At 70.4% G+C, this 25,400-nt stretch carries 26 protein-coding genes and 1 pseudogene; 12 read left to right on the plus strand and 15 right to left on the minus strand.

Annotated elements, in window-relative coordinates; all coding sequences use genetic code 11:
• Positions 1-2 precede the first annotated feature (2 nt).
• From AB0O76_RS08620 to AB0O76_RS08635, 4 genes are read left to right on the plus strand one after another with little or no spacing between them, the layout of a single operon-like run.
• Positions 3-506, plus strand: coding sequence for a roadblock/LC7 domain-containing protein (locus tag AB0O76_RS08620; protein WP_365486795.1), 504 nt, complete (start codon positions 3-5; stop codon positions 504-506).
• Positions 503-907: a DUF742 domain-containing protein gene (locus AB0O76_RS08625; protein WP_365486797.1), complete on the plus strand. Its 405-nt coding sequence runs from the start codon at positions 503-505 to the stop codon at positions 905-907. The genes AB0O76_RS08620 and AB0O76_RS08625 overlap by 4 nt, the downstream gene beginning before the upstream one ends.
• Positions 888-1,517, plus strand: a complete 630-nt coding sequence (locus AB0O76_RS08630) for an ATP/GTP-binding protein (RefSeq protein WP_365486799.1) — start codon at positions 888-890, stop codon at positions 1,515-1,517. The genes AB0O76_RS08625 and AB0O76_RS08630 overlap by 20 nt, the downstream gene beginning before the upstream one ends.
• A 56-nt stretch (positions 1,518-1,573) precedes the next feature.
• Positions 1,574-2,809: a styrene monooxygenase/indole monooxygenase family protein gene (locus tag AB0O76_RS08635; RefSeq protein ID WP_365486801.1), complete on the plus strand. Its 1,236-nt coding sequence runs from the start codon at positions 1,574-1,576 to the stop codon at positions 2,807-2,809.
• A gap of 1,043 nt (positions 2,810-3,852) precedes the next feature.
• Here the strand turns inward: AB0O76_RS08635 and AB0O76_RS08640 are convergent.
• From AB0O76_RS08640 to AB0O76_RS08655, 4 genes are all read right to left on the minus strand, one after another.
• Positions 3,853-4,995: an NlpC/P60 family protein gene (locus tag AB0O76_RS08640; RefSeq protein WP_365486803.1), complete on the minus strand. Its 1,143-nt coding sequence runs from the start codon at positions 4,993-4,995 to the stop codon at positions 3,853-3,855.
• A 160-nt stretch (positions 4,996-5,155) separates the two neighbouring features.
• Positions 5,156-5,440, minus strand: a complete 285-nt coding sequence (locus tag AB0O76_RS08645; protein ID WP_365486805.1) for a hypothetical protein — start codon at positions 5,438-5,440, stop codon at positions 5,156-5,158.
• A 33-nt stretch (positions 5,441-5,473) separates the two neighbouring features.
• Complete coding sequence (locus AB0O76_RS08650) at positions 5,474-6,202, minus strand: helix-turn-helix domain-containing protein (protein WP_365486807.1); 729 nt, start codon at positions 6,200-6,202, stop codon at positions 5,474-5,476.
• 46 nt (positions 6,203-6,248) lie between these two features.
• Positions 6,249-7,187 carry a diiron oxygenase gene (locus AB0O76_RS08655; RefSeq protein WP_365486809.1) on the minus strand — a complete coding sequence of 313 codons (939 nt, stop codon included), beginning with the start codon at positions 7,185-7,187 and terminating at the stop codon, positions 6,249-6,251.
• Between the two features lie 186 nt (positions 7,188-7,373).
• On the opposite strand from AB0O76_RS08655, the gene AB0O76_RS08660 reads away from it, so the two are divergent.
• Both AB0O76_RS08660 and AB0O76_RS08665 read left to right on the plus strand, forming a co-directional pair.
• Positions 7,374-8,480, plus strand: coding sequence for a ferritin-like domain-containing protein (locus tag AB0O76_RS08660; protein ID WP_365486811.1), 1,107 nt, complete (start codon positions 7,374-7,376; stop codon positions 8,478-8,480).
• Positions 8,481-8,586: 106 nt separating this feature from the next.
• Positions 8,587-10,602 (plus strand): nitrate- and nitrite sensing domain-containing protein, encoded by a 2,016-nt coding sequence (locus AB0O76_RS08665; RefSeq protein WP_365486813.1) that lies wholly within the window; start codon positions 8,587-8,589, stop codon positions 10,600-10,602.
• 17 nt (positions 10,603-10,619) lie between these two features.
• Here the strand turns inward: AB0O76_RS08665 and AB0O76_RS08670 are convergent, their stop codons facing one another.
• The 6 genes from AB0O76_RS08670 to AB0O76_RS08695 all read right to left on the minus strand — a co-directional run bounded on the left by AB0O76_RS08670 (position 10,620) and on the right by AB0O76_RS08695 (position 16,727).
• Complete coding sequence (locus AB0O76_RS08670) at positions 10,620-12,080, minus strand: penicillin-binding transpeptidase domain-containing protein (RefSeq protein WP_365486815.1); 1,461 nt, start codon at positions 12,078-12,080, stop codon at positions 10,620-10,622.
• Positions 12,077-13,441 carry an FtsW/RodA/SpoVE family cell cycle protein gene (locus tag AB0O76_RS08675; RefSeq protein ID WP_365486817.1) on the minus strand — a complete coding sequence of 455 codons (1,365 nt, stop codon included), beginning with the start codon at positions 13,439-13,441 and terminating at the stop codon, positions 12,077-12,079. The genes AB0O76_RS08670 and AB0O76_RS08675 overlap by 4 nt, the downstream gene beginning before the upstream one ends.
• Positions 13,442-13,504: 63 nt before the next feature.
• The gene (locus tag AB0O76_RS08680) at positions 13,505-13,864 is read right to left on the minus strand and encodes an SH3 domain-containing protein (RefSeq protein ID WP_365486818.1); all 360 of its coding nucleotides are present in this window, start codon (positions 13,862-13,864) and stop codon (positions 13,505-13,507) included.
• A gap of 108 nt (positions 13,865-13,972) precedes the next feature.
• Positions 13,973-15,277, minus strand: a complete 1,305-nt coding sequence (locus AB0O76_RS08685) for a HAMP domain-containing sensor histidine kinase (protein ID WP_365486820.1) — start codon at positions 15,275-15,277, stop codon at positions 13,973-13,975.
• Positions 15,274-16,053 carry a hypothetical protein gene (locus AB0O76_RS08690; RefSeq protein ID WP_365486822.1) on the minus strand — a complete coding sequence of 260 codons (780 nt, stop codon included), beginning with the start codon at positions 16,051-16,053 and terminating at the stop codon, positions 15,274-15,276. The genes AB0O76_RS08685 and AB0O76_RS08690 overlap by 4 nt, the downstream gene beginning before the upstream one ends.
• 23 nt (positions 16,054-16,076) lie before the next feature.
• Positions 16,077-16,727 (minus strand): class F sortase, encoded by a 651-nt coding sequence (locus tag AB0O76_RS08695; protein WP_365486824.1) that lies wholly within the window; start codon positions 16,725-16,727, stop codon positions 16,077-16,079.
• 229 nt (positions 16,728-16,956) lie between these two features.
• Between AB0O76_RS08695 and AB0O76_RS08700 the strand changes: the two genes are divergently transcribed.
• On the plus strand, positions 16,957-17,760 hold the full coding sequence (locus AB0O76_RS08700) for a nuclease-related domain-containing protein (protein WP_365486826.1): 804 nt from the start codon (positions 16,957-16,959) through the stop codon (positions 17,758-17,760).
• Positions 17,761-17,764: 4 nt separating this feature from the next.
• Here AB0O76_RS08700 and AB0O76_RS08705 read toward each other — a convergent pair whose 3' ends face one another.
• The 3 genes from AB0O76_RS08705 to ligD all read right to left on the minus strand — a co-directional run bounded on the left by AB0O76_RS08705 (position 17,765) and on the right by ligD (position 20,084).
• A complete protein-coding gene (locus AB0O76_RS08705; RefSeq protein WP_365486828.1) occupies positions 17,765-18,193 on the minus strand; it encodes a DUF4440 domain-containing protein in 429 nt (142 codons plus the stop codon).
• A gap of 116 nt (positions 18,194-18,309) precedes the next feature.
• Entirely contained in the window at positions 18,310-19,191 is an 882-nt protein-coding gene (locus AB0O76_RS08710) for an RNA ligase family protein (RefSeq protein ID WP_365486830.1), read from the minus strand.
• Positions 19,188-20,084: a non-homologous end-joining DNA ligase gene (gene ligD / locus AB0O76_RS08715; protein ID WP_365486832.1), complete on the minus strand. Its 897-nt coding sequence runs from the start codon at positions 20,082-20,084 to the stop codon at positions 19,188-19,190. Before ligD ends, AB0O76_RS08710 begins: the two co-directional genes overlap by 4 nt.
• A gap of 91 nt (positions 20,085-20,175) precedes the next feature.
• Between ligD and AB0O76_RS08720 the strand changes: the two genes are divergently transcribed.
• Positions 20,176-21,228 carry a Ku protein gene (locus AB0O76_RS08720; RefSeq protein WP_365486834.1) on the plus strand — a complete coding sequence of 351 codons (1,053 nt, stop codon included), beginning with the start codon at positions 20,176-20,178 and terminating at the stop codon, positions 21,226-21,228.
• A 45-nt stretch (positions 21,229-21,273) separates the two neighbouring features.
• Here the strand turns inward: AB0O76_RS08720 and AB0O76_RS08725 are convergent, their stop codons facing one another.
• Entirely contained in the window at positions 21,274-22,161 is an 888-nt protein-coding gene (locus tag AB0O76_RS08725) for a class I SAM-dependent methyltransferase family protein (RefSeq protein WP_365486836.1), read from the minus strand.
• On the opposite strand from AB0O76_RS08725, the pseudogene rpmE reads away from it, so the two are divergent.
• Together rpmE and AB0O76_RS08735 are read left to right on the plus strand one after the other, a co-directional pair.
• Positions 22,141-22,245 (plus strand): annotated as a pseudogene (rpmE, locus tag AB0O76_RS08730) (50S ribosomal protein L31); the annotation flags it as partial. The gene AB0O76_RS08725 and the pseudogene rpmE overlap by 21 nt on opposite strands.
• Positions 22,242-23,621 carry a DUF1254 domain-containing protein gene (locus AB0O76_RS08735; protein ID WP_365486838.1) on the plus strand — a complete coding sequence of 460 codons (1,380 nt, stop codon included), beginning with the start codon at positions 22,242-22,244 and terminating at the stop codon, positions 23,619-23,621. The pseudogene rpmE and the gene AB0O76_RS08735, both read left to right, overlap by 4 nt.
• Here the strand turns inward: AB0O76_RS08735 and AB0O76_RS08740 are convergent.
• Complete coding sequence (locus tag AB0O76_RS08740; RefSeq protein ID WP_365486840.1) at positions 23,594-24,067, minus strand: MarR family transcriptional regulator; 474 nt, start codon at positions 24,065-24,067, stop codon at positions 23,594-23,596. The two genes, AB0O76_RS08735 and AB0O76_RS08740, sit on opposite strands and share 28 nt — an antisense overlap.
• Positions 24,068-24,188: 121 nt before the next feature.
• On the opposite strand from AB0O76_RS08740, the gene AB0O76_RS08745 reads away from it, so the two are divergent.
• Together AB0O76_RS08745 and AB0O76_RS08750 are read left to right on the plus strand one after the other, a co-directional pair.
• The gene (locus tag AB0O76_RS08745) at positions 24,189-24,512 is read left to right on the plus strand and encodes an HGxxPAAW family protein (protein WP_365486842.1); all 324 of its coding nucleotides are present in this window, start codon (positions 24,189-24,191) and stop codon (positions 24,510-24,512) included.
• Positions 24,513-24,604: 92 nt separating this feature from the next.
• A complete protein-coding gene (locus tag AB0O76_RS08750) occupies positions 24,605-25,378 on the plus strand; it encodes an alpha/beta fold hydrolase (protein WP_365486844.1) in 774 nt (257 codons plus the stop codon).
• Positions 25,379-25,400: the final 22 nt, after the last annotated feature.

Below are 25,400 nucleotides of genomic sequence, written 5' to 3' on the forward strand. Positions count from 1 at the left end.
CCATGCGCTCGCCCAGTTCGTCCGCAGGTGGCACCGCCACCGGGTTCGGCCTGAGCAGCGAAGCCCGCAACCTGCACTGGCTGCTGACGAATCTCGTCGAGGAGGTGCAAGGTCTGCTCTCGGTCGCGGTGGTCTCATCCGACGGCCTGCTCCTCCTCTCCTCCGACCCCGCGCGCAACAACGCGCAGGCGGTGGACAACAGCGCGGGCCCCAAAGGGTCGAGTGCCGACCTCGCCACCATCGTCTCCGGCCTCGGTTCCCTCTGCATCGGTGCCGCCAAGCTGATGGACGCCGGAGCGGTCAAACAGACCGTCGTCGCGATGGAGGAGGGCAGCCTCTTCGTCATGTCGATCAGCGACGGCTCGCTGCTCGGCGTGCACGCGACCCCGGACTGCGACATGAGCGTCGTCGCGTACCACATGGCGCTCTTCGTCGGCCGTGCCGGGCATGTCCTCACCCCCGAACTCCGCAGTGAGCTGCGCCAGTCGATGGAGAGCGTCCGATGAGCAGTAAGCCCGGCAAGTTGCCCCAGCGGGGCGCCGACCGCAAACCCGCCCGAGTACGCCCGTACTCGCTCACGGGCGGCCGCACCCGCTTCGGCCACGTCCTGCTCGTAGAGACGTTCGTCGCTGCCCTCGAAGCCCCCGAGGAACGCCTCGAACTGCCGCAGGGCAACCTCTCCATCCGCGTCATGCCGGAGCTGCGGGCCATCGTCGAGATCTGCCGCCGTATGCGTACGGTCGCGGAGATCGCCGCGCTCCTGAAGATGCCGCTCGGCGTGGTCCGCGTACTGCTCAGCGACCTCGCAGACCAGGGAAAGATCCGCGTGTACGGAACGGGCCACGGCCCGGGACAGCCGGACCGCGCACTGCTCGAAAGGGTGCTGAGTGGACTCCGCCGTCTCTGAACTCCGCCACCCGGGCCCCGACCCGGACGAGAACCTCCAGGCCTGGCAGACGGACCGCAGCCGTGCCCCGATCGCGACGAAGATCGTGGTGGCGGGCGGGTTCGGTGTCGGCAAGACGACCCTGGTCACCGCGGTCTCCGAGATCACGCCCCTCCAGACGGAGGCGCTGATGACGCAGGCGAGCGAGGACACCGACGACCTGACGTCGACCCCGGACAAGACCACGACCACGGTCGCCATGGACTTCGGCCGGATCACGCTCGACGACGACCTGGTGCTGTACCTCTTCGGTACGCCGGGGCAGCAGCGCTTCTGGTTCATGTGGGACGACTTGGTGCGCGGCGCGATCGGCGCGGTGGTCCTCGCCGACACCCGGCGCCTGCCCGACTGCTTCCCTGCGCTCGACTACTTCGAGAGCTGCGGTATTCCGTACATCGTGGCCGTCAACCACTTCGACGGCACCGAGGAGTTCGAGCCCGCGGACGTCCGCGAGGCGCTGACGATCCCGCCGCGCATACCGGTGCTGATCATGGACGCGAGGCAGCGGATATCGGTGATCGAGTCGCTCCTGTCACTGGTGGGCCATGCCCTGGAGGCAACGCCCGAATAGACCCACCCCCCGCAACTTTCTTTCTGTTTTGGTCAGTACGTAGGAGAAGCAGCCGCATGCGGAAGATACTCGTCGTCGGAGCCGGTCAGGCCGGGCTCCAGATCGCCCTCGGGCTCCAGTCGCAGGGGTACGAGGTCACCCTGATGTCCAACCGCACGGCGGACGAGGTCCGGTCCGGCCGGGTCATGTCCACGCAGTGCATGTTCGACACGGCGCTGCAGCACGAGCGCGACATACAGGCCAACTTCTGGGAGTCCCAGGCCCCGAAGATCGAGGGCCTCGGCGTCTCGGTCGCCGGTCCGGATTCCTCCCGCGTCATCGACTGGGTCGGCAAGCTCGACGGGTACGCCCAGTCCGTCGACCAGCGCGTGAAGATGGCGGGCTGGATGGAGACGTTCGCCCAGCGCGGCGGCCAGCTGGTCATCCATGGCGCGGCGGTCTCGGACCTCGACTACTTCTCGCGCACGTACGACCTGGTCCTGGTCTCCGCGGGCAAGGGCGAGCTGGTCTCGATGTTCGAGCGCGACGCCTCACGCTCTCCGTACGACACCCCGCAGCGGGCGCTTGCGGTCGCGTACGTCCACGGGATGGGCCCGCGCCCCGAGCACCCCGAGTTCGACGCGGTGCGGTGCAACCTGGTGCCGGGGGTGGGCGAGCTCTTCGTCATGCCGACGCTGACGACGTCCGGGCGCGCGGACATCCTCTTCTGGGAGGGCATTCCGGGCGGCCCGCTGGACGTCTTCCAGGGCGTCAAGGACCCCTCCGAGCACCTGGCGCTGACCCTCGAACTCCTTGAGAAGTTCACGCCGTGGGAGTACGCGCGGGCGACCAAGGTCGAACTGACGGATGCGGGCGGCACGTTGAGCGGTCGGTACGCGCCGACCGTGCGTAAGCCCATCGGCCGGCTGCCCGGCGGCGGCCTGGTCCTCGGTGTCGCCGACGTGGTCGTCGCCAACGACCCGATCACCGGGCAGGGATCCAACTCCGCCTCCAAGTGCGCCGCTTCGTACCTCTCCTCGATCATCGAGAACGGTGAGAGGGAGTTCGACGAGGCGTGGATGCAGTCGACGTTCGACCGCTACTGGGAGACGGCGCAGCACGTCACCAAGTGGACGAACGCGATGCTTTCCCCGCCGCCGGAGCATGTCCTGAACCTGATCGGCGCGGCGGGCCAACTCCAGCCGGTGGCGGATCGCTTCGCCAACGGTTTCAACAACCCGGCGGACTTCGAGAACTTCTTCTATGAGCCGGAGAAGACGGGGGCGTACCTTGCCTCGCTGGCGGGGGAGTAACTAACCCCTGGTGGGGGCTTCGGCGTCCCGGCGTCGAGTCGGCGCCGGGGCCGCCCGCTGTTACGAGGTTGGCGGTTCCGGGCCGGGTATCAAGGGCGCTCCTTCGTCGCGTCGGCTGCGCCGATTCCGCTTCGCTTCACCCTTGACACCCGTCCCTCCACCGCGGGTGGACGTCGATCGGGCGGCCCAGGAAGCGGGCCTCTCGGGGCAGCGGGGATGGGTCATCCGGCTTCGCGGCCGGGTGCGGACTGGTTCGGAGCAGCGCGCCGGGTGAGAGGTGCACGCGGTCCGCTCGGGGATGGGTCCCGGCTTCGTCAAGCGTCCGCCGACCGGATCTTCCGGGGCGAGGGCGCCGGGTGTCAGGTGTGCAACTCACCAAAGCCGATGGCCAGTTGACCCCCGGGGATTGGCTGGCTCGGGGGGGTGTGGGGAACCTACTTCGGCAAAGTTGCGTTTCGAATCCCGCGCGCCCCCCTTGTGCCAGAACACAACTTTCCCAAAGTAGGTCCCCCACCCCCAGCCCACGCGCCGACCCGCCCGGTCGAGCCCGACCCCGCCGGACTGCCAGTCGCGGCACGGCACGGCTCCCCGCGAACCCGAACCAAACCCACACCCACGCCCACACCCACAAGGGCCGGTCCGCACCCGCTTGACGAAGCCGGGACCCATCCCGGAGCGGCCGCGTGCCCCTGACCGTGACGGGCAGCCGGGGAGATCCGGTCGTCGGACGCTTGACGAAGCCGGGACCCATCCCCGGACCGGCCGCGCATCCCGCCAGCGGGACGGCACGTGAAACGAACTAGTCCGCACCCGGCCGTGAAGCCGGATGACCCAACCCCCAGTCCCCGTGAGCCCCGCTTCGTGGCCGCCCGGTCATCTCGCTTCTCGCGGTGGAGGGGTGGGTGTCAAGGGTGGAGCGAAGCGGAATCGGCGAAGCCGACGCGTAGCGCAGCGGAGCGCCCTTTACACCCGGCCCGGAACCGCCACTCTCGGGACAACCGGGCGGCCCCGGCAACAATCAAAGCCTCCGGAGGCGGAGATGATCAAGGGCGAGCGGTAGACACGGCCGTGTCGCTGCCCTCCTTCGCGCCGCGCGGCAGCTTCGGCGGGGTGTAGTCGCGCATTGCCTTCGAGCCGGGGTCCGGGCGGACCGCGCCCAGGATGGGGTTCGAGGCGATGGGGGAGACCTTCACCTTGGAGCCGGGGCGCGGGGCCTGGACGATCATGCCGTCGCCCAGGTACATCGCCACGTGTGTCGCCTTGGGGAAGTAGACGATCAAGTCGCCGGGGCGGAGCTTGCGCAGGGGGATGTGGGGGAGTTCCGCCCACTGCTCCTGCGATGTGCGGGGGATCTCCTTGCCCGCTGCTGCCCATGCCTCTGATGTCAGTCCCGAGCAGTCGTACGACTTGGGGCCCTCCGCGCCCCACTTGTACGGTTTGCCGATCTGGCGGACCGCGTAGTCGAGCGCCGAGTTCCCGCGTCGGGACGGCGCCGTCGCCGAAGCGCCGCTCAAGGCTCCCGACGCCAGGAGCTCGCGCTGGGCCTCGGCCGTGTCCGACTCCTCCGCCCGGGCCAGTTCCGCGAGCTGCTCCGGAGTGAGAGAGGCGAGCAGTTCCTCGACCTCTTTGAGTTGGCCCCGGACGGTGTCCCGGGCCTTCTTCTGCCGGGCGGCCAGCGCGACTTGGGTCCCGAAGGCGCGCTTCGCCGTGGCTGCCAGATCCGCTGCCTTCTTCTCGCCCCCGGCGAGCCGCTTCACCGTCGCCGCCCGTTCCGCCGCGACCCGGCCGATCACATGCCCCTGGTCGAGCGCCTGCTGCGGATTGCGGGCCAGGAGGAGACGCACGTAGGGGGAGAACTCCGTGGTGCCGGTGCCCTGGTACTGCTGCCGTGCGAAACGGCCCGCGTCGCCCCTGCTGTCCCGAACCGAAGCCCGCGCCTTGGTCAGGCCGCGGTTGAGGCGGGTGACCTCGGCGCGCTGTTTCTTCAGCTTCTCCGAAGTCGCGTTGTATGTCTCCGTCGCCTCCTCCGCCTTCTGGTAGATGTCCTGAAGGTCCGTCAGGAGTTCGGCGACGGGGCGCTCGCCCGTGCCGTCCGGGCCCGGAACGGCGTACACGGGGGAAGTCGTGGCCAGCAGCGCCCCGACCGCCGTCCCCGTACAAGCCCATCGCAGCAGCCTGCCTGACATGCCATCACCTCCGGTGCGGTGACGGCTCGTCCGTCCCGCACCGCGAGCATCGACCGGTCCGGTGGGGCCCGCCTCCGGGCGGTGGGCGGGTTGGTGGAATTGCGTCACTCGTCCAGGGAGCCGCGGCGCGGCGCCCTTGCCCCCGTCAACGATGCCTCGGCTACTCCTCCGGCTTGCGCTCCGGCTTCGACCATGGCCACTTCAGACCCGACCCGGCCTTGTCGCCCTCGGGGTCGTACTCGTACTTCCAGCCCGGGTGGAGTCCGAACCGCTTCCCCGCGGCCTTGGCCACGCGCCGGTACACGAGCACCGTCGGCTCGCCTCCCGCCTCGTCCGGGACCGGGACCCGGTACACCTTCGGCGGGTGGCCGGTGGGGCCGAGCAGGATGGGCAGGACACGGCCGTCCAGGGGGCCACCCACGAAGGGGGTGTCTTCGCTCTTCACCGCACCAGTGTCACAGCCGGTCCTGCCGCCCGCTCACAGCAGGTGCGCCGCGTCGCTCACCACGGGCAGGACGCGCCGCGCGAGCGACCCGGCAGGGCCGTCCGAGGTCTCCATGGCCAGCGCGGCCCGCACCGCCTCCGCCGTCTGCGGGTCACGGCCCGCCGCGGCCACGAGTACCGCCATGAACTGTTCGACGAGCCAGTCCCGCAGCTCGTCCAGGGGCGGCTGCTTCTCCTCGTCGAGCCAGATGAGCGACGCCGCCTCGACGGAGGTGATCCACATCCGGACGGTCATCCGCAAGCGCGGACCCGAGGCCCCCGCGACCTCCAGGTGGGCGAGTATGTGCTCGGCGGCCGCCCTGCGCACCCCGTCCACGATGGCCGTCGTACGCGAGGTCTCCACGACGCTGCCGCCCTGGAGCAGCGCGCTGAACCCCGCGTCGTGCTGGTCGACGAAGGCGAGATAGCGGTCGAGCGCGTTGCCCAGGCGCAGGGTGAGGGGGCCGTCCGGCGGCTCGGCGAAGCACTGCTCAAGATCGGCGGCCGCCGAGCGGAGTGCCGCCTCGTACAGCTGCTGCTTGCCGCCCGGGAAGTAGCGGTAGACCAACGGCCGGGACACCCCGGCCGCCTCTGCCACGTCGTCGAGGGAGACCTCGTCGGGCGCGCGCACCGCGAAGAGGGAGAGGGCGGCCTCGAGCAGCTGCCGCCGCCGCTCCTCGACGCTGAGGCGCCGGTACGCGCGGGCGGGAGCAGGCGAGGTCATGCCCCGCAGCGTATCCGCCCTTTCGAACAAGCGCCCCGAAACAGCCTCAGGCAAGCAGCCCCGAGCTCTTCCACAGTCGGCGCCCCGCGCCCCGCAGTACCCCGATGTCGTCCAGGAAGTCCGTGAGGCGTTTCGCCCCCGTCTGCATCACCTCGCGGCGGTGGCCGCTCGCCTTCACCTGGGCCATGGCCTCGCGCTTGTCCAGGCCGACGTTCGTGTACACCTCGGGGTTGATGAAGGCGATGGAGAAGATCCGCGCGAACTCGCCCGATGTGAGGCGGGTGAACTCCTGGGACCAGCGCGGGGCGGTCACCATCTGGCGGCGCAGCTCCTCACGGGCGTACCGCACATGGCGGGCCTCCTCCACGACGTGGATCCGCGTGACCCCTCGGACGAGGGTCTGGACGCGCTCGTCCGGGAACGTGAGGCGCTGCATCCAGTCCAGGATCTCCTCGCCGAGCAGCGTCGCCGTGAATGAGCCGGGTGTCGTGGAGATCGTTTTGAAGAGGCGGCCGAGGTTCCGGTGGACCGTGCTGACCGGGTAGTACGGGGTGTCTCCGCGCGTGATCAGGCGCGCGAACATCTTCGAGTGCCGGCACTCGTCCTCGATCTCCGTGAGCGCGTAGCGGACGTGCGCGCTCGTCGCCGGCTTGTCGTAGATGTGCCGTACGAGGAGCTGCATCAGGATCAGTTCGAACCAGATGCCCAGGGAGGCAAGCGCCGCCGCCTCGTGCTGGGAGAGCGCGATGCGCTGCTCCTCGCTCATCCGCCGCCATATCGGGGTGTCGTACAAGGACAGCAGCTCCGGCGGCCAGAACCACTTGCCCTCCTCGAAGGGCGCCGCCCAGTCGAGCTCCTTGTCGGGGTCGAAGGAGTGCTTGGCGGAAGAGTCGAGCAGCCGCTCGGCCACCTGCTCCCGGTCCTTGAGGAGGCCGAGCGCGTCCCGCAGTCCTTCGAGTGTCGCGTCCTCCGTCGTGGTCGTCATGACTGTGTCCCTGTCTCGTCGTCACGGTTACCGGGGGTCACGTCTTATGAGACTGCCTGTCAGCAAGGCCGTCAATCCCTTGCGCACGACTTGTTGACCCGGCGTCAGAGAGCGTGTGAGCCTGCCAACTGGGGACGAGCGCAAGGCGGTACGAGGTTTGTCCAAGGCCACCCCTAGGAGCCGTCAGTGTCCACGCACGAGCTGTACACACACGCCCCGGACGACACCGTCTGGCAGATACCGGCGAACGGCGCGGCCCGCTTCAGCTGGGAGTATGACGAAGGCCGCGAGCGCCTCCTCGCCCTCTATCAGAAGGGCAAGGACAAGCAGTGGGACGGCGCCAAGCGCATCGCCTGGGACCTGGAGGTCGACCCGCTCGACCCGCTCGGCACCCCCGACGAGTCGATGTCGCTGTATGGCACCCGGCACTGGGACCGGATGACCGAGCGCGACCGGGGCGAGCTGCGGAAGCACTACGCCTCCTGGCAGTTCAGCCAGTTCCTGCACGGCGAGCAGGGCGCGATGGTGTGCGCGGCCCGCATCGTGGAGTCCGTCCCCGACCTGGACGCGAAGTTCTACTCCGCGACCCAGACCATGGACGAGGCGCGGCACGCGGAGATCTACGGCCGCTTCCTGCACGAGAAGATCGGGATGCTGTACCCCATCAACGACAACCTCAAGTCGCTGCTCGGCGACACCCTGCGCGACTCCCGCTGGGACATGCCCTACCTCGGCATGCAGGTCCTCATCGAGGGTCTCGCGCTCGCCGCGTTCGGCATGATCCGCGACACCACGGACAAGCCCCTGCCCAAGCAGATCCTGGCGTACGTGATGCAGGACGAGGCCCGGCACGTCGCCTTCGGGCGGATGGCCCTGCGCGACTACTACAAGCAGCTCACCGACGCCGAACGCCGCGAGCGCGAGGACTTCGTCATCGAGGGCTGCTACCTGATGCGCGACCGGCTGCGCGGCGTCGAGGTCCTGGAGAACTTCGGCATCCCCAAGGCGGAGGCCGAGGAGTGCAGCGAGAACTCCGAATTCCTCGCTCTCTTCCGGCAGTTGCTGTTCAGCCGCATTGTGCCGTGCGTCAAGGACATCGGCCTGTGGGGCAAGCGGCTGCAGGAGGCGTACGTCGACATGGGCGTCTTCGAGATGGGCAACGCCAACCTCGACCAGCTGATGGCGCAGGACGAGGAGATCGCGGAGAAGCTGGACGCGGAACGGTTCGCTGCCGAGGAGGGCGAGCGGGTGGCGGAGGTGGCGGACGCGATCGCGTCCGGCGAGACGGGCTGACGTCCCGCCCTCACCGCCGTCGCGGCCACGGGGTGAGGGCCTGGGAACCGATGCCTTACGGCCGCGAAACCGTAGGCCGGACAGGGGCTCTCTACCGTCGCCTGGCATGACGGGGAACGCAGCCCACCGGCCCGACCGCGCCGGACACACCGCCCGAACCCTCCGACTCCACACCCTGGCCGCCCGCGCCCTGCCGGGCTGGGGCAGCATCCGCGGCCGGGTGGCCGTCGTGCTCGCCGTGCCGACCTGCCTGCTGCTCGCGCTCACCGGACTCGGTGTCGCCGACCGGGCGGAGGACTGGTCCGCCGCCCGGGAGGCCGGCGATCAGGTCGCCGTCCTGCTGCGCGCGCAGGACCTGGTCCGTGAGCTGCAGCGCGAACGCGGCCTCACCAACGGCCTGTTGGGCGGGGCGGGGCAGTACCGCGACGACGTGGCCGCGCAGCGGGAGCGTACCGATGACGCCCGCTCCGAACTGGGAGCGATACTCTCCGACGAGAGCGCCGACGACGCGAAATCCACCGCCGCCGCCGTCCAGGACGCCCTCCTTCCGCTCGCCACCCTCACCACCACCCGCAGCGACGTCGACGACGGCACCGCGAGCCGCTCCCGCACCCTCGCCTTCTACACCGAAGCCGTCACCGCGCTCCTGGACGTACCGTCCGCCCCCGCCCGCACGACCGCGGCCACCGACCGCCGCGTCACCGACGGCACCGGAGCCCTGCAATCCCTGAGTCGCGCCACCGAAGCCGTCGCCCTCGAACGCGGCTCCCTCAACGGCGTGTTCGCCGCGGGCCGCTTCCGCACCGGCGAGTACCTGGACTTCACCGAGCTGCGCGCCACGCGCCTCGCCGCCCTGCACCAGTACGCCGAACTCGCCGCACCGGAGCAGAAGTCGGCCCTCGACCGCGTCTTCAGGACCGACGCCGCCCGGCGCGTCTCCGCCTACGAGAAGCGCGCCGAGGGCGGCGCCGACCGCTCCGCCCTCGATGTCGACCCCGCCCGCTGGTGGACGGCGATGACCACCCTCGTCGACGATCTGCACGACGTGCAGCGCCAGGTCGGCGACGACGTCCGCGCCCACGCCGCCGACAGCGGCACTGAGGCCACCCGCCAGCTCGCGGGATTCCTTGCGCTCGGCGGGCTCATCCTCGTCGTCGCCACTGCGCTCGCCCTGTTCTCCGCGCGCTCCATCACCCGGCCGCTCGGCGCCCTCGCCGACGAGGCCGACGCCGTCGCGGGCAGCCGTCTTCCCGACGCCGTACGACGCATCCAGGAGGCCGAAGCGGACGACGAGATCACCCACAAGGCCGCGGACGGACCCCAACACCCCGGCAGCGCACGGGAGATCACCCGCCTCGCCGCCGCTCTCGCCAACGTCGAACGCACCGCCACCGACCTCGCGGGCGAACAGGTCGTCCTGCGCCGCAACAGCACCGAGTCCCTCGCCAGCCTCGGCCGCCGCAACCAGGCCCTGCTCGGTCGCCAACTGGGCCTCATCACCACCCTGGAGAGCCAGGAACTCGACCCCGACGCCCTGGCCGAACTCTTCGAACTCGACCACCTCGCCACACGGATGCGCCGCAATGCCGAGTCCCTCCTCGTCCTCGCCGGGGAGGAGAGCCCGCCCCGCGCCTGGCCCGGCACCGTCCCCGTGAGCGAGGTCGTGCAGTCCGCGGTCGCCGAGGTCGAGCAGTACCAGAGGGTGCGCACCGTGGAGGTCGAGGGCGCCCGCATCCGCGGGCACGCCGTCGCCGAGGTCTCCCATCTCCTCGCCGAACTCATCGAGAACGCCCTGGTGTTCAGCCCGCCGCTGCACCCCGTGGAGATCTACGGCTGGCGCGACGGCACCGAGTACTGCCTGGCCGTCGTCGACCGCGGCATCGGCATGACGGAGGAGAACCTGACCCGATCCAACGCCCGCCTCTCGGGCCGCGAGCCCTTCCTCATCGCACCCACCCGGTTCCTCGGCCACTACGTCGTCGGCACCCTCGCGGCCCGCCTCCGCGCCCACGTCGAGCTCCGCCCCACCGAAGGGTCCGGCATCACCGCGTATGTGGCGCTGCCCGCCGCGCTCCTCCAGGAGCCGCAGCAGCAACCGGCTGCCGCCCACGTACCCGGATGACATTCGACGGATGACGACTACGACCCGTCCAGGACCGCCTCCATCACAGCCTTCGCGATCGGCGCCGCGCTGCCGCCCCCGCTGATGTCCCCGCGGTCCGCCGCCGCGTCCTCCACCACCACCGCCACCGCCACCGAGGGCTCCGCCCGGTCCTGCTTCTGGGCCCAGGAGATGAACCAGGCGTACGGCGTACCGGAGTTGTCGATGCCGTGTTGGGCCGTGCCCGTCTTGCCGCCGACCGTCACGTCGGGGATCGCCGCGTTCGTGCCGGTGCCCTCCTCGACGACGTCGGTCATCAGCTCCCGCAGCTGCATCGCCGTTGCGGGGTTCATCGCCCGGCGGAGGGTCTCGGTGCCGTGGGTGGCCACCACGTCGCCGTCGTCGGTGGTCGTGCGGTCCACCAGGTAGGGGGACTGGACCGAGCCGCCGTTGGCCACGGCCGCCGAGACCATCGCCATCTGCAGCGGCGTGGCCCGGGTGTCGTACTGGCCGATGGAGGAGAGCGCGAGCTGCGCCTGGTCCATGGACGTGTCGAAGTTGCTGGCCGCGACGGAGGAAGGGATCTTCAGGCCGGTGTCGTTGAAGCCGAAGTTCCGCGCCGTGCTCACCATGTCGTCGAGGCCCGTGTCCGCTCCCAGCTTGGCGAAGACCGTGTTGCAGGACCACTCCAAGGCGTACCGGAGGGGCGCGTTCGTGCAGCCCTCGACCTCGTTCGTCAGCTTCGTGGTGGTGCCGGGCAGCCTGTAGGGGCTGGGGGACTTCGTGGCGGCGTCGAGGTCAGTGACCGTTCCCGAGTCCAGGGCCGCCGCGGCCGTCACCACCTTGAACGTCGAACCGGGCGGATACGTCTGACGGATCGCGCGGTTCAGCATCGGCTTGTCGGCGCTGTTGTTCAGCGCCGCCCAGGACTTCGCCACCGACGAGCTGGTGCCGGAGAGCCGCTCGGGATCGTAACTGGGCGTGCTCACCAGGGCGAGGATCTTCCCGGTGGACGGCTCGATCGCCGCGACGGCACCCTTCTTGCCGCCGAGCCGGGCGTACGCGGCCTGCTGCGCCGCCGCCTTGATCGTCGTCTGCACCTTGCCGCCGGGGTTCTGGTCGCGGCTGACATCGTTCCAGAAGGGGAGCGGGGCGAGCATCGGGTCGGTGCCGGAGAGGATGTCGTCCTCGGCGTTCTCCAGGAGGGTCGTGCCGTAGACCTGCGAGGCGAAGCCGGTCACCGGCGCGTACAACGGGCCGTTCTTGTACGTCCGTTCATAGCGCAGCTGCTCCCCGGTGTCCTTGGAGCCGGTCACCGCGTGGCCGTCGACCATGATGTCGCCGCGCGGCTGGCCGAACCGGGTGATGGCCTGGCGGCGGTTGGCCGGGTTCTCGTCGAGGGAGTCGGACTGCACGATCTGGACCCGGGTCGCGTTCACGAGCAGGGCGATCAGCAGCAGCGCGCAGAAGGCGGCGGCATGGCGGATGTACCGGGTCACGAGGGCTCCGGGGGGAGGGGCTGGCTGCGTGCCGAGTCGCTGGCCCGGATGAGCAGCGCCACGATGATCCAGTTGGTGACGACCGACGAGCCGCCCTGCGCGAGAAAGGGCATCGCCATGCCGGTGAGCGGGATCAGACCGGTCACGCCGCCCGCGATCACGAACACCTGGAGCGCGACGATCGAGGCGAGCCCCACCGCGAGCAGCCGCCCGAAGGCGTCCCGCAGGGCAAGCCCGGCCCGGAAGCCGCGCTCCACCAGAAGGGCGTAAAGAAGGAAGATCGCGGTGAGTCCGACGAGGCCGAGCTCCTCGCCCGCGGTCGCCAGGATGAAGTCGGACTTCGCGGCGAAGCCGATGAGGATGGAGTGCCCGTCCCCGAGCCCGGTGCCGAGCATGCCGCCGGCCGCGAACGCGAAGAGGGACTGGGCGAGTTGGTTCGGCCCCTCGCCCGCGTCGATGGAGGCGAAGGGGCGCAGCCAGTCCTCGACCCGGCTGTGTACGTGGGGTTCGAGCGAGCCGACCGCGAACGCGCCGACCCCGGCGAGCAGCAGGCCGACCGCGATCCAGCCGGTGCGCCCGGTGGCCACGTACAACAGGATCACGAAGAGCCCGAAGAAGAGCAGCGAGGTCCCGAGGTCCCGTTCGAGGACGAGGACCCCGACGCTGAGCAGCCAGATCGCCACGATCGGGCCGAGCACCCGGCCGGTCGGCAGCTGGAGCCGTTTCAGCTTCCAGACGGTGCGGCCGGTGTAGGCGAGCGCGTTGCGGTTGGCGGCCAGATAGCTGGCGAAGAAGATCGCGAGCAGGATCTTCGCGAACTCGCCCGGCTGGATGGAGAATCCGCCGATCCTGATCCAGATCCGGGCGCCGTTCACGGCCGGGAAGAAGATCGGCACGATCATCAGGATCAGCGCGGCGACGACGGAGATGTACGCGTACCGCTGGAGCACGCGGTGGTCGCGCAGGAACACCACTACGGCGATGAAGAGCGCCACGCCGACCGTGGACCAGACGAGTTGGGTGGGCGCCGCCTCGTCGCCCGGTGTCTCCAGGTCGAGCCGGTAGATGAGCACCAGACCAAGGCCGTTGAGCAGCACGGCGATCGGGAGCAGCAGCGGATCGGCGTACGGCGCGCGGAAGCGGACCGCGAGATGGGCGAGGAGCGCGAGCACCCCGAGCCCGGCGCCGTAACCGGCGGCGCCGGGCGGGACGGTGCCGTTCTTGGCGAGGCCGACATCGCAGTAGCCGTAGACCGAAAGCAGGACGGCCATGACGATCAGGGCGAGTTCGGTGCCACGGCGCCGGGGGACGCGAACAGCGGGTACGGAGGGTGGTGCCGAGCCCACTGTTGTTCCGGTCATGCCCGGAACGTAGCAAGCGATAGGCCCTCATGTCCGTCTATGTCACCGTGCCCTTGCGATACGTCAGCACCAGCGGGGGGCGGGCCCGATGTTCTTGATGTAGTGGGCGGAGCCCCACGCCCAGGTGCCGTCGGTGAGCAGATACCAGCGGTTGTTGTGGTGCACCGTGTCGCCGGTCGTCTTGCAGAAGATGTGGACGACCTTGCCGTACGGCTCGCTGCGGATCACCCGGCTGCCGCGGGTGGGAGCGGTGCGGAGCAGCAGCCCCGACTTGGCCGTGACGCGACCCTTGTAGAGGCGCGGGTGATCGTTGTTCGCACCGTCGGCCGCGATGGCGGGGCCGGTGACGGTGAGCGCGGCGAGTGCGCCGCCGGCGGCGGCTATGCCGAGCCGGGTGAGGGTCGCGGTGGGCCGAAGGGACATGGGGCCTCCTCTAGTGATGGCATAGGACCAGAGCGACCCATAGGCCGCAATTCACACTAAAAGTGGCACGGTGTGCGCGCAAAAGGTCACGCGGCGTCAAACCGCCCGTCAGACCGTCCCGTCGGCACCCTTGGTGCCGGTCGCGTCGGACTCCGCGTACGGCAGCGTCAGCGTCGCCACCGCGCCGCCGTCCACCGCGTTCGCGAAGGTGAGGCTCGCGCCGAGGACCGCCGCCTGCCCCAGAGCGATCGTCAGACCGAGCCCGTGACCCTTGCTCGTGCCCTCCGTGCGGAACCGCTGCGGCCCGTGTTCCACCAGGTAGTCGGGGTAACCGTCGCCGTGATCGCGCACCGAGACGACCGGCCCGTCGACCGTCACGACGACGGGCTGCCGCCCGTACTTGCCGGCGTTGGACAGCAGATTTCCGAGCACCCGCTCCAGGCGCCGACGGTCGGTCAGGACACAGACATCGCGTACGACGACGAGCTCGGCCCCGAGCCCGGAACCTCGCACGGCACGCTCGGCCAGTGGGGCGAGATGGTGGTCGTCGAGCTCGACCCGCTCGCTCTTCGCGTCGAGCCGGGAGATCTCCAGGAGGTCCTCGGTGAGGGTGCGCAGGGCGGCCACCCGGTCGCGCACCAGCTCGGTGGGCCGGCCCGGCGGCAGCAGCTCGGCCGCCGCGTGCAGACCGGTCAGCGGGGTGCGCAGCTCGTGCGCGACATCCGCGGTGAACCGCTGCTCGCTCTGCAGCTTGCCCTGTATCGAGGACGCCATCGTGTCGAGGGCTCCTGCGACCGCCGCCACCTCGTCCTGATGCCGCTGCGGCTCCTGCGTCCGCGGATCGTTCACCCGGGCGTCCAGGTCGCCCCCGCTGATCCGGCGCGCCACCGTCGCCGTCTGGTGAAGGCGCCGCGTCACCCGTGTCACGGCGAACGCGCCGACCAGGAGCGTCGCCCCGATGGCGAGCACCGACGAGCCGAGGATCGCCCGGTCGAGCCCGTCGATGGTGCGGGCGCCCTGGGCGTAGTCGACCTCCACGGCGATGGCACGGCCGCCGTCGGCGGGACCCGCGGCCCACATCGTCGGCCGGGAGCCGCCGTGCGGGCCGACCATCGTCGCCCGCTCGCCGCCGATCGCCAGTTCACGCAGCCGCGGGGGCAGACCGGGCGGGTCGACGCCCGCGCCGGGTCCCATCCGGTCGCCCGCCTCGTACGCCTTGGTGACGTCCTCGAGCCGGGTGAGGGCGCGTTCGCGGGCCTGGCCCACGGTCTGGTTGGTCACCGAGACATGGACGAGCGCGCCGAGCAGCGCGGCGAGCGCGCAGCACATGACCACGATGAAGAGCGCGGCCTTCCAGGTGAGGGTCGCCGTCCAGGCGGGGAGCCGCGGCCCGCGCGGCTGCGCGTGACTCATGAGCTGTCGCTCGGGGAGGGCGTGGGGGCGGGCTTCTCCCTCGGCGTCTCTGTCGGCGTCTCTGTCGGCGTCTTCGTCGGCTTCTTGGTGGGCTTGGCCGAAGGGGCGTCCGTGGACCGTACGATCTCGTCGCTCGTCGGCAGCATCGTCTTCTGGTGGGAGTCCCAGGCCCAGACGGTGCGGTACTCGTACCCCGGCTGGCTCGAGACGGCGCGGATGATCACGTCATGGCCGGCCAGCTCGACACCGAGGACCGCGTCACCCGTCTCCATGATCTGGGTCAACTGCCGCTTCTCCAGGGCGTAGGCGCGGATGTCCAGATTCTCGTCGTGCCCCTCGACCAGCCGGATGCCGACGATGAGGTCGTCCCTCCCGTCGCCGGTGAGGTCGCGGTAGTAGGCCTTGAGCACGGGGCAGTCGTCGTCGCTGCCGTGGCCGCAGGTCCGGAGCTTGGCGAGGGTTTCCTTGTACGTGTCGTCGGAGCGGCTGTAGAGCCCCGGATTCTTGTCGAAGTCGGTCCGTGCGACGGTGACCGGATCGACCTTGTGCAGATCTCCGTCCGGTACGTGGACGCCCTTGACCGGCAGACTCTCTATGACGCCGTAGTCCTCGGCGGGCGCCGACGGGGGCGGCAGCTTCGGCCACAGGTGGGTGGGGCCGTCGGCGGTGGGCGTCGGGCCCGCGCTGCGCAGGTCGCCGGGGTCGCCGCAGCCGCCGGCCAGCAGCACCGCGGACAGGCTGAGGGCGGCGACGAGCGCGAGACGGCTCCGGTTCACTGCACTCCTGCCTGCGGGATGGGCTACGGCGCGAGATCGGCGTAGAGAATGATGTTGTCGGTGCGGTGACCATTCTTGATCGGTCCGCCACAGGTCAGCAGGCGCAGCTCGGGCCGGTCGGTCGCCCCGTACACCTTATGGGTGGGGAAGTTCTTTTTGTCCACCTGCTGAATCTCCCGCACCTTGAAGGTCGCGGTGCTGCCGTCGGCCCGCGGCACCTCGATCTCGTCCCCCATTCTGACCTTTGCCACATCCTTCATCAGCGCGGGGCCCCGTGCCGTGTCGTAGTGCGCGACAAGGACGGCCGCCCCCTTCTCGCCGGGGGTGACACCTCCGGTCCACCAGCCGGGCTCCTCCGCCTTGTCGACGGGCGGCACGTCGAGCGCCCCGTCCGCGCCCACACCCAGGTCGAGCATCGACGTCGCGTCGACGCCGGCGGCCGGTATCCGCAGCCCTGTCGGCCGGGACTTCTCCAGCGGGGCCCGGGGCTGCGAGGCAGGAGCGGTGGCGGCGTTGTTCACCTTCACGTCCGGCGCGGGATCGCCGGACCCCTGCCCGCAGGCGATGAGCCCGACGCCGAGCGCACCGGTCAGCACGGCGGCGGCGACGATACGGGCGGTGGGGCGGCGCTTGGCGGGGGCTTCGACGGCGGCTTCTTCGGTGGGCGTGCTCACGGAGGCTCCTACGGTGCGTGGGGGACTCCTGCGAGGTTAAATGTCCGCCGTTGCGGCGATTCGGCGGCTATGTAACGACGACCCATAGATACGCGGCGTGCCCGGTAGATACGCGGGGTGCCCGGGTGGGTGGGCGGGAAATGCTTGTTCGTCGGAGCCGCCCGCCGGGCACGGTCTGCGTATTGCCCAAGGCGCGCCCCGGCTGGTCCCATGGTCGAGGGGTGATGGCATGACAGGACTGCGCGTCATACCGGCCTGGCGCCACGGCCAGGAAAGGCTGTACGTCTGCCTCGCGGACGGCAGGAACGTCGCCTGGTACGACAGGGAATCGGCCCGCGTGAACCTGCTGAGCGAGGACCGCAGGGATGACGTCCTGCATGTCCTCGCCCCGTTCCTGACCGGCGACTTTTCGGTCGGCCCGCCAGCCGTGCCGACCCCGTCCGAACTGGCACGCCTCGCGCTCCACCCGGACGACGACCTCGCCCCGAACCGCCCCGGCGAGGCCCTCCTGATCGCCCTGGACCGCGACCCGGCGCCCGCCCGCAGGCTGCGCGCCGACCCGCGGCGCCGCGCGCTCGCGGCGGAGCAGGCCGTCGGCGAGGTGCTCGACGGCCTGGAAGCGGCGGGCTGGAACACCCTGCACTCGGTCCCGCTGCCCGGCGGCGCCCGCATCCACCATCTGGTGATCGGCCCCGGCGGCCTCTTCGCCATCCGTACGCTCGCGGCCCGCAAGCAGCGGGTGCGGATCGCCGACCCGATGGTCGCGGTCGGCCGCGCGGACCCGCGGCCGCTCCTGCGGGAGCTGCGCGCCGACGTGGACCGGGCGTCCTTCGCGCTGACCGCCGAGATCCGCCCGGTGCTCGCCGTGTCCGGGGCGGCGGACATCGCCGTGGCCGAGCCGCCGCGCGGGGTGCGGATCGTGCGCGACGAGGAGGTCTCCTCCCTCGCGGGCACCGGCGGCGTCCTGAAACCGGCCGATGTGGCGGCGCTGCACGCGATGGCACGCGACCGCCACACCTGGCTGCGGGTCTAACGCCTCACAGGTTGTCCCCCCAGCCGCCCTGGATCATCGTCTGGAAGGCCCAGGCGCCGCCCCGCTTCACCAGGATGTCGGCGTACCGCAGCTGCTGCGTCTCGCCGTTCGCGGTCATGACCGAGTCGGTGAAGACCACGGCCATGGCGGGGGAGAGGAAGACGGGCGTGCGCGTGGACTCGAAGGTGATGTCCTCGCTCCCGTCGCCCATCACATGCGTCATGGTCGCGACGAACTGTTCCCGGTCCCACTGCGCGGAGCGCGCGTCGCCCGCGGAGTCGTCGCTGACCAGGTTGAGCGGGAAGACGGCCAGATCGGCCATGCGCTCCACATCGCGCTTGGCGCTGTGTGCGTCGTACTCGGCGAACCAGGCGGTCAGGCTCGCGCGGTCCTCGTCGGTCGGGACGTATCCGGTCTCGGGCAGAAAGGTCACGCGGTCTCCTCATCAAGCTTGACTACTTACGAAGGAAGGTATGCTCGAATCGCCCACTAGTCAAACTTGATTAGCAGTGATGTGGGTCACTCTTGCGTTGAGGTCGACGGGGTCGGTCAGCGGAAGCGGACCACCGTCGCCGTCGCGTGCCGGGTCGTGTTCTGCCGGACCTCCACGGTGACGGGCGGGTCGGACGGCAGGGCGGCGTAGGTGACCTCGCCGATCCCGATGGCGGTCGCCGTCCCCTCGCCCTTCGCCTCGGGCAGCGCGGCCGCGGCAGCAGTCTGCAGTCCGGGAGACAGCGGCGACGACACCACGGGCGTGCCGTCGCCCGGCAGCACGAGCACCAGCGCGTGCGGCCGGGCCCGGCTCCCCGTGAAGCCGATGACGGCCGCGTCCCGGGTGTCGCTGTGCCGCAGCTTCAGCCATGCCCGCGCGCCGCCCCGGTAGGCCCCGTCGAGCCGCTTGATCACCAGACCTTCGACGCCGGTGGCGGTCAGGGTCTCGTACCAGGTCAGGGCGAGCTCGCGGTCGGTCGTCATCGGCACGGGCTGCAGGGGCGGGCCGAGCGGTCCGAGGATGCGTACGAGGCGTGCGCGCCGCTCCTCGTACGGCAGGGCGCGGCAGTCGTCGCCGTCCTCGGCGAGCAGATCGAAGGCGGCGTAAGAGGCGGGGATTTCGCGCGCGAGCAGGGCGGCACGCGCGCGTGTGGCGTTGGCGCGCTGCTGCACGGCCCCGAAGTCGATGCCCTCGTCGACCCAGACGACGACCTCGCCGTCGAGCACGGTCCCCGCGGGCAGCCGGCGCGCGGCCTCGGCGAGGTCGGGGAACGCGGTGGTGACCAGCCGGCCCGACCGGGCCTGCAGCATCACCCGGCGGCGCTCGGCGATGACGACGATCCGATGCCCGTCGAACTTGGGCTCGAAGGCCCAGCCGGCCCCCTCGGGCAGCGAGGTGACGGACTCGGCGAGGGCGACCTTGACCGGAAGGGTGATCATGAGGGACCCGATCGGGGGAGCGGCCGGGCGCGGTTCGCGTTGATGAGTGGGCCAAGCAGATCCCCGTACCGCTGAAGGCGTGGCGCGATGTCCGCCGCCCGGAAGTCGAGCTGCTCCGGGGTGCCGCACTCCTCCACTTCCTCCCAGGTCACGGGGGTGGAGACGGTCGGCTCCCGGCGGGCGCGCAGGGTGTACGGCGTGGCAGTCGTCTTCGCAGCGGCGTTCTGGCTGAAGTCGACGAAGACCTTGCCGGGGCGCAGGTTCCTGGCCATCCGGTGGACGACAAGGGCGGGCAGCGCGCGCTCGGCGTCCTTGGCGAGTCCCTTCGCGTACGCGGTGACGTCATCGGACGGCGTCGGCTCCAGCGGGCAGAGCAGGTGCAGGCCCTTGGAGCCCGAGGTCTTCGCGTACACGTACAGGCCGTCGGCCCGGAGCCGGTCCCGCAGCCAGAGGCCGGCCCGGCAGCACTCGACGACCGTGGCGGGGGCGCCGGGGTCCAGGTCGAGGACAAGGCGGTCGGCCATGGCGGGGGCGTCCGCCTGCCACTGCGGTGTGTGGAACTCCGTGACGAGGTTGGCGGCCCACATGAGGGTGGCGAGGTCGTTGACGACGATCTGCCGGGCGTTCCCGTCCGAGCGCGGCACGTCGGCGGTGCGCACCCAGGACGGGGTGCCCGGGGGCACGTTCTTGGCGAAGAAGCGCTGGCCGTCCGGGCCGTCCGGGAAGCGGAGGAAGGAGACCGGGCGGTTGTAGAGGTGGGCGAGGAGGGAGCCCGCCGTGCTGGCGTAGTAGTGCAGCATCTCGCCCTTGGTGAAGCCCGTGGCCGGGTACAGCACCTTCTCCAGATTGCTGAGGGCCAGCCGCCGCCCCTCCACCTCGGTGATCGGCGTCATACCATGAGAGTCGCATGAATCGGAACAAACCACCCCGAAGTGTCACCCCGAAGTGCCCCCGAAAGTACTCGTCGGCTGAGAGGTGCCTGACGTGCGATCCATATGGAACGGTGCGATCTCCTTCGGTCTTGTCAGCATCCCGATCAAGCTCGTGAACGCCACCGAGAGCCACTCGGTCTCCTTCCGGCAGATCCATCTGGAGGACGGCGGCCGGATCCGCTACCGCAAGGTGTGCGAGCTGGAGGAGAAGGAGGTGACGTCCGCCGAGATCGGCAAGGCGTACGAGGAGGCGGACGGGTCGATGATCCCGATCACCGACTCGGATCTGGCATCGCTGCCCATTCCGACCGCCAAGACGATCGAGATCGTGGCCTTCGTGCCGGGTGATCGGATCGATCCGTTGCAGATGGACGCGGCGTACTACCTGTCGGCGAACGGGGTGCCTGCAGCCAAGCCGTACACGCTGCTGCGGGAGGCGCTGAAGCGCAGCCAGAAGGTGGCGATCGCCAAGTACGCGCTGCGGGGGCGGGAGCGGCTCGGGATGCTGCGGGTGGTGGACGACGTCATCGCGATGCACGGTCTTCTGTGGCCGGACGAGATCCGGGCCCCCGAAGGGGTCGCACCCGAAACCGAGGTCAAGATCCGTGACGCGGAACTGGATCTGGCGGACGCCCTGATGGACACGCTCGGCGAGGTCGACATGTCGTCCCTCCACGACGACTACCGCGCGGCGGTGGAGGAACTCATCGCCTCCAAGGCGGAGGGCAAGACTCCGGCGGAGCCGGCGGCTGTGGGTGGGGGCGGCGGCAAGGTCATCGACCTGATGGCCGCGCTGGAGAGCAGTGTGCGTGCGGCGCGGAGTGCGCGGGGCGAGGAGGGGAAGGAGGGGAAGGAGGAGGCGGCCGAGGTCACGTCGCTGTCCTCGCGTCGGAAGCGGGCTCCGGCCGCGCCCAAGCAGGTGGGTGGGAAGAAGTCCGTTTCGGCGGCGAAGAAGACCACTAAGAAGGCAGCCGCCAGGAAGTCGACCGCTACGAAGTCGACCGCTACGAAGTCGACGGCCACGAAGTCGACCGCTACGAAGTCGACGTCGGCGAAGAAGGCCGCGACGAAGAAGGCTGCGCCCAAGAAGCGGGCATCGGCGTAGTGGTCGGGCGTAGTGGTTGTACGTGATCAGGTGCAGGTCTCCCCGTCAGGTGGTCGTGCAGGTTGTGACCGTGAAGAGGCCCAGCTTTTCGCTGCGGGTTGATGTGGCCGTGAAGCCTGCGGCTTTGGCCCAGGACTCCGGCTCTTCGGCCGGGCGGCACTTCATGACCCACAGGTCGCCGTTCCGGTTCGGCAGGACGTTGGCGATGAAGTCCAGTTGCGGGTGGTGCGTCTGTGTTGTGAAGACGAGTGTTCCGCCGGGGGCCAGGAGGGTCCGGAGGCGGTTGAGGGAACGTTGGATCGTCGCGTCGTCGAGCAGGAGCTCGTACAGGCCCGAGACCACGATGACGTCCGGTGGGCCCTCCGCCGGTGTTCGGGGAGCCAGCGCGTCGCCCATTTCGTACGCGATGTTCTGGAGTCCGCGCTCGCGGGCCAGTCGTTCCCCCTGCCACAGGCCAGGGCCCGCCAGGTCCCGGCAGAGGACGCGGACCCGGCCGGGCGGGTACGGGGCGATCAGGTCCTGAAGGTAGCGGCCGGGGCCCGCCGCCACGTCCAGGATGAACACCTCTCGGCCGGGGCGTCGCGCGATCTCCTGCCGCAGGACCTCCTGCAGCAGGTCCCGGCGGGCGCGGATGGCGCGCCAGCCGATGGCGTTCAGGTAGACGCGGTCGATGAGGCGGCCGATGCCGAGCAGGCCACGGGCCCGGTTCACGTATACGTAGTCCAGCATCGTGCCGCTGTCGAAGCCGTGCCGGTAGCCGGTGCGGATCCCCTTCGAGGTCCGTCCGACGGTGCTCAACAGGGTCCGGATCACAGACCACTGAGTACCCCGCCTGGCGCCTCCAGGCTCGCCAGGAAGCCGTACCGCGGGAACTCTGGAGGAATGACCCAGGACAAGCAGACCGGATATCCGGAGATCTCGGCGGAGAGCCACCCGTTCTACACGGGCCGGGCCCGTGCTGTGGACTCCGAGGGCCAGGTGGCGAAGTTCGAGCGGCGCTTCGGGGACGGGGCATGACCGATCTGCAGGCGCTGGCGGCCGAGGCTTATGTGTACGGCTCCCCGATGGTGCTCAGCCTCGATGAAGTCGACCGCTTCACCCGCAAGGGCATGGCCTCGGTGGCGCCCGCCCCCTTCAACGAGTTCAGCCACGGCAGCAAGCTCGCCGGGCCCGGCGACAGCTTCGTGAGCGTCAACAACGACACGCTGTACTCCATGGCGCAGATCGACCTGTCCGGCGGGCCGCTGCTGCTCACCGTGCCGGACACCGCAGGGCGCTACTACGTCCTGCAGTTCGTGGACGCCTGGACCAATAATTTCGCGTACGTGGGGCGCCGGGCGACCGGCACCGGGGCGGCGAGTTTTCTGCTCACGCCGCCGGGGTGGGAGGAGGTCGTGCCCGCCGGTGCCACCCGGATCTCCGTGCCGACGACGGTGGCGACGATCGTCGGGCGGTGGGCCTGCTCGGGGCCCGACGACGTGGCGGCGGTGCGGGAGCTTCAGGAGGAGACGCTCCTCGAGCCGTACTGGACGGCGTCCGGCGAGCCCGTGGGTCTGCCGACGCACGCGTACACCCCCGACGGCGAGCCGGAGCTGCTGTTCTTCGAGAAGCTGCGGGCGCGGATGGCGGCCTTTCCGCCCGCGGCGCCCGAGGTGGCGTATCAGCAGAGGTTCGCCCCGCTCGGCCTCCTTGACCCGCAGAGCCCGTACGGGCAGGCCACGCCCGAGCTCGCCGAGGCGCTGCGCGCCGGATTCGCCGCGGGCAAGGAGCAGGTCGAGCAGGCCACGACGGAGGGTGGGGCTCCTGAGCAGAACGGGTGGAAGCTGGCGTATCACGCGTTCGACTACAACGCCGATCACTTCGAGGTCGGCACGCTCAAGGATCCCCAATGGGTGTGCAAGGACCGGGAGTTGGGGCATGTGATGCGTGCTGCGGCCGCCCGTGCCGGGCTCTGGGGCAATCACGGGTACGAAGCGGCGTACGCGGTGACGTGGAACGACGCGGACGGCGAGCCGCTCGACGGGTCGCGCTCCTACACGCTGCGGTTCGAGAAGCCGCCGCCCGTCGACGCCTTCTGGTCGGTCACGATGTACGACCTGCCGGACTACCACCTGGTCGACAATCCCGTCGACCGGTACTCGATCGGCGATCGCACCCCGGGTCTCGCCCACGGGGACGACGGCTCGCTCACGCTGCGCCTCCAGGCCGGGCGGCCCGCCGACGACAAGACGGCCGCCAACTGGCTGCCCACGCCCGAAGGGCGCTTCCGTCCTGTGGTGCGGATGTATACGCCGCGCGCCGCGGTCTTCGACGGGACCTTTTCGCTGCCGCCGGTGCGCCGTGCTGAGGACGGCGCGGGCGGCGGTCAGGTCTCGCAGGAGTCGTCGACGTAGGTGCGCGCCAGCGCGCTCGCGCGCGTGCACCAGTCGGAGAGCACGGCGATCTCTTCGGGTGTGTAGTCCGCGAAGAGTTCTTCCAGGAGTGCGTAGTACGGGCCGTAGACGCTCCGCACCCGCTCGGCCGCGGCCGGCAGGGCGGTGACGCGCACCCGGCGCCGGTCGGCGGGGTCCGGCTGCCGGGTGACGAACCCGCCGCGCTCCAGGCGGTTGATGATGCCGGTCACCGCACCCGTCGTCACATGCGCACGCCCGGCCAGATCGCCCGCGGTCACCGGGGAGTCCCCGGCCTGCAGGATGTACGAGAAGCAGGCGAGGTCCGTGACGCTCAGGCCCAGGTTGCGGGCGAATTCCTGCTGTCCGATGACGCTCGTCGTGACGAGGTCGTCCATCGCGCCGAGCACGTCCTGGACGGAGGCGGCGGGGCGGTCCTTGCCCTCCATTGAAACCTCTTAGTGCGTAAGATAAATTCCTCACTTGCTAAGGCATCATAGGTCTTGCGCCGGTGGCTCGACCACGGCGCGCCGTGGCGCGGGGGCACCGGCGGCGCGAGGAGGCAGGCACGTGAGCACGCACGACGACGGTCACACCATCGCCGGCTGGGTCGGCTGCACGATCGGCACGGTCGGGGCCCTGGTCGCCGGAATGGGCGTCACCGGCTGGGACCCGGGGATCTGGCTCGGGCTCGCCATCATGGTGGTGGCCCTCCTTGTCACATGGGCGCTGCACCTCGCGGGCTGGGGCAAGCCGCCGGGCCCGCGGCCCGTCGGCCTGCGCACCTCCCGGACCCGGGACCACGCCGCGCGCGAGGGGCACGAGGACTGCCTCGGGTGCCGACTGGCCGGACGGCGCGGGGCGCGGGTGCGGCGCACGCGGGACGTTTCCTGAGTCCCCGTTCCTTACCGCGACTTGAGCGTCATAGGGCCAGAATTGCCTGAGCGTCGTACGACCGAACCGCCTGAGCGCCGAAGGACACGTAGGTGACCGCGAAACCCGAGACCGGCCCGTGGATCCGCAGGTACCGCCCTGCCCCCAACGCGCGGGCGAGGCTGCTGTGTCTGCCGCACGCCGGCGGCTCCGCGCCGTTCTATCTCCCGTTCGCCCGCTCCATCGGCCCCGACGTGGAGGTGCTCGCCGTCCAGTACCCGGGGCGCCACGACCGGGACGACGAGCCCGGCGTGGACTCCATCCACGGCCTGGCCGACGCGCTGCTCGCCGAGGTGCTCCCCTACGGGGACCGGCCGCTCGCGATCTTCGGGCACAGCCTGGGCGCCATGATCGCCTTCGAACTCGCCCTGCGCCTTGAGGAGAAGGGGGCCACGCCGCTGGTCGTCTTCGTCTCCGGCCGGCGTGCGCCGTCCCGGCGGCGTGCGGACGACCGCGCCGTGCATCTGAGCGACGAGGAGGTCCTGATCGCGGAGTTGCGGGCGCTCAGCGGCACCGACGCGCGGGTGTTCGAGAACAAGGAGCTGTTGCGGATGGCGCTGCCCGCGATCCGCAACGACTACAAAGCGGCCGAGACCTACCGCTACGTCCCGGGCCCCCGTCTCGCGGCTCCCGTGCGCGGGTATGTGGGCGACGACGATCCCAAGGCGACCCTGGACGAGGTGCGTTCGTGGAGCGAGCACACGGACGGCGGCTTCGAGATGAGCACCTATCCGGGCGGCCATTTCTATCTGAGCGACCAGATGCAGGTCGTCGCGGCAGCCGTGCGCGGGCAGATCGCGGAAGTCCTTGCGAACGCCACGAGGTGACGGCAACGGCCCCCGCTGCCCG

Source organism: Streptomyces sp. NPDC086554, from assembly GCF_040686095.1.
GTDB lineage: Bacteria > Actinomycetota > Actinomycetes > Streptomycetales > Streptomycetaceae > Streptomyces.

What these genes read in the sequence shown, in the direction of transcription:
- AB0O76_RS08655 (WP_365486809.1), bottom strand. Translation starts at nt 7,187, where the DNA reads ATGACGACCACGACGGAGGACGCGACACTCGAAGGACTGCGGGACGCG.
- AB0O76_RS08710 (WP_365486830.1), bottom strand. Translation starts at nt 19,191, where the DNA reads ATGATCACCCTTCCGGTCAAGGTCGCCCTCGCCGAGTCCGTCACCTCG.
- AB0O76_RS08635 (WP_365486801.1), top strand. Translation starts at nt 1,574, where the DNA reads ATGCGGAAGATACTCGTCGTCGGAGCCGGTCAGGCCGGGCTCCAGATC.
- AB0O76_RS08735 (WP_365486838.1), top strand. Translation starts at nt 22,242, where the DNA reads ATGACCGATCTGCAGGCGCTGGCGGCCGAGGCTTATGTGTACGGCTCC.
- AB0O76_RS08620 (WP_365486795.1), top strand. Translation starts at nt 3, where the DNA reads ATGCGCTCGCCCAGTTCGTCCGCAGGTGGCACCGCCACCGGGTTCGGC.
- AB0O76_RS08675 (WP_365486817.1), bottom strand. Translation starts at nt 13,441, where the DNA reads ATGACCGGAACAACAGTGGGCTCGGCACCACCCTCCGTACCCGCTGTT.
- AB0O76_RS08640 (WP_365486803.1), bottom strand. Translation starts at nt 4,995, where the DNA reads ATGTCAGGCAGGCTGCTGCGATGGGCTTGTACGGGGACGGCGGTCGGG.
- AB0O76_RS08680 (WP_365486818.1), bottom strand. Translation starts at nt 13,864, where the DNA reads ATGTCCCTTCGGCCCACCGCGACCCTCACCCGGCTCGGCATAGCCGCC.
- AB0O76_RS08700 (WP_365486826.1), top strand. Translation starts at nt 16,957, where the DNA reads ATGACAGGACTGCGCGTCATACCGGCCTGGCGCCACGGCCAGGAAAGG.
- AB0O76_RS08625 (WP_365486797.1), top strand. Translation starts at nt 503, where the DNA reads ATGAGCAGTAAGCCCGGCAAGTTGCCCCAGCGGGGCGCCGACCGCAAA.
- AB0O76_RS08685 (WP_365486820.1), bottom strand. Translation starts at nt 15,277, where the DNA reads ATGAGTCACGCGCAGCCGCGCGGGCCGCGGCTCCCCGCCTGGACGGCG.
- AB0O76_RS08650 (WP_365486807.1), bottom strand. Translation starts at nt 6,202, where the DNA reads ATGACCTCGCCTGCTCCCGCCCGCGCGTACCGGCGCCTCAGCGTCGAG.
- AB0O76_RS08665 (WP_365486813.1), top strand. Translation starts at nt 8,587, where the DNA reads ATGACGGGGAACGCAGCCCACCGGCCCGACCGCGCCGGACACACCGCC.
- ligD (WP_365486832.1), bottom strand. Translation starts at nt 20,084, where the DNA reads ATGACGCCGATCACCGAGGTGGAGGGGCGGCGGCTGGCCCTCAGCAAT.
- AB0O76_RS08740 (WP_365486840.1), bottom strand. Translation starts at nt 24,067, where the DNA reads ATGGAGGGCAAGGACCGCCCCGCCGCCTCCGTCCAGGACGTGCTCGGC.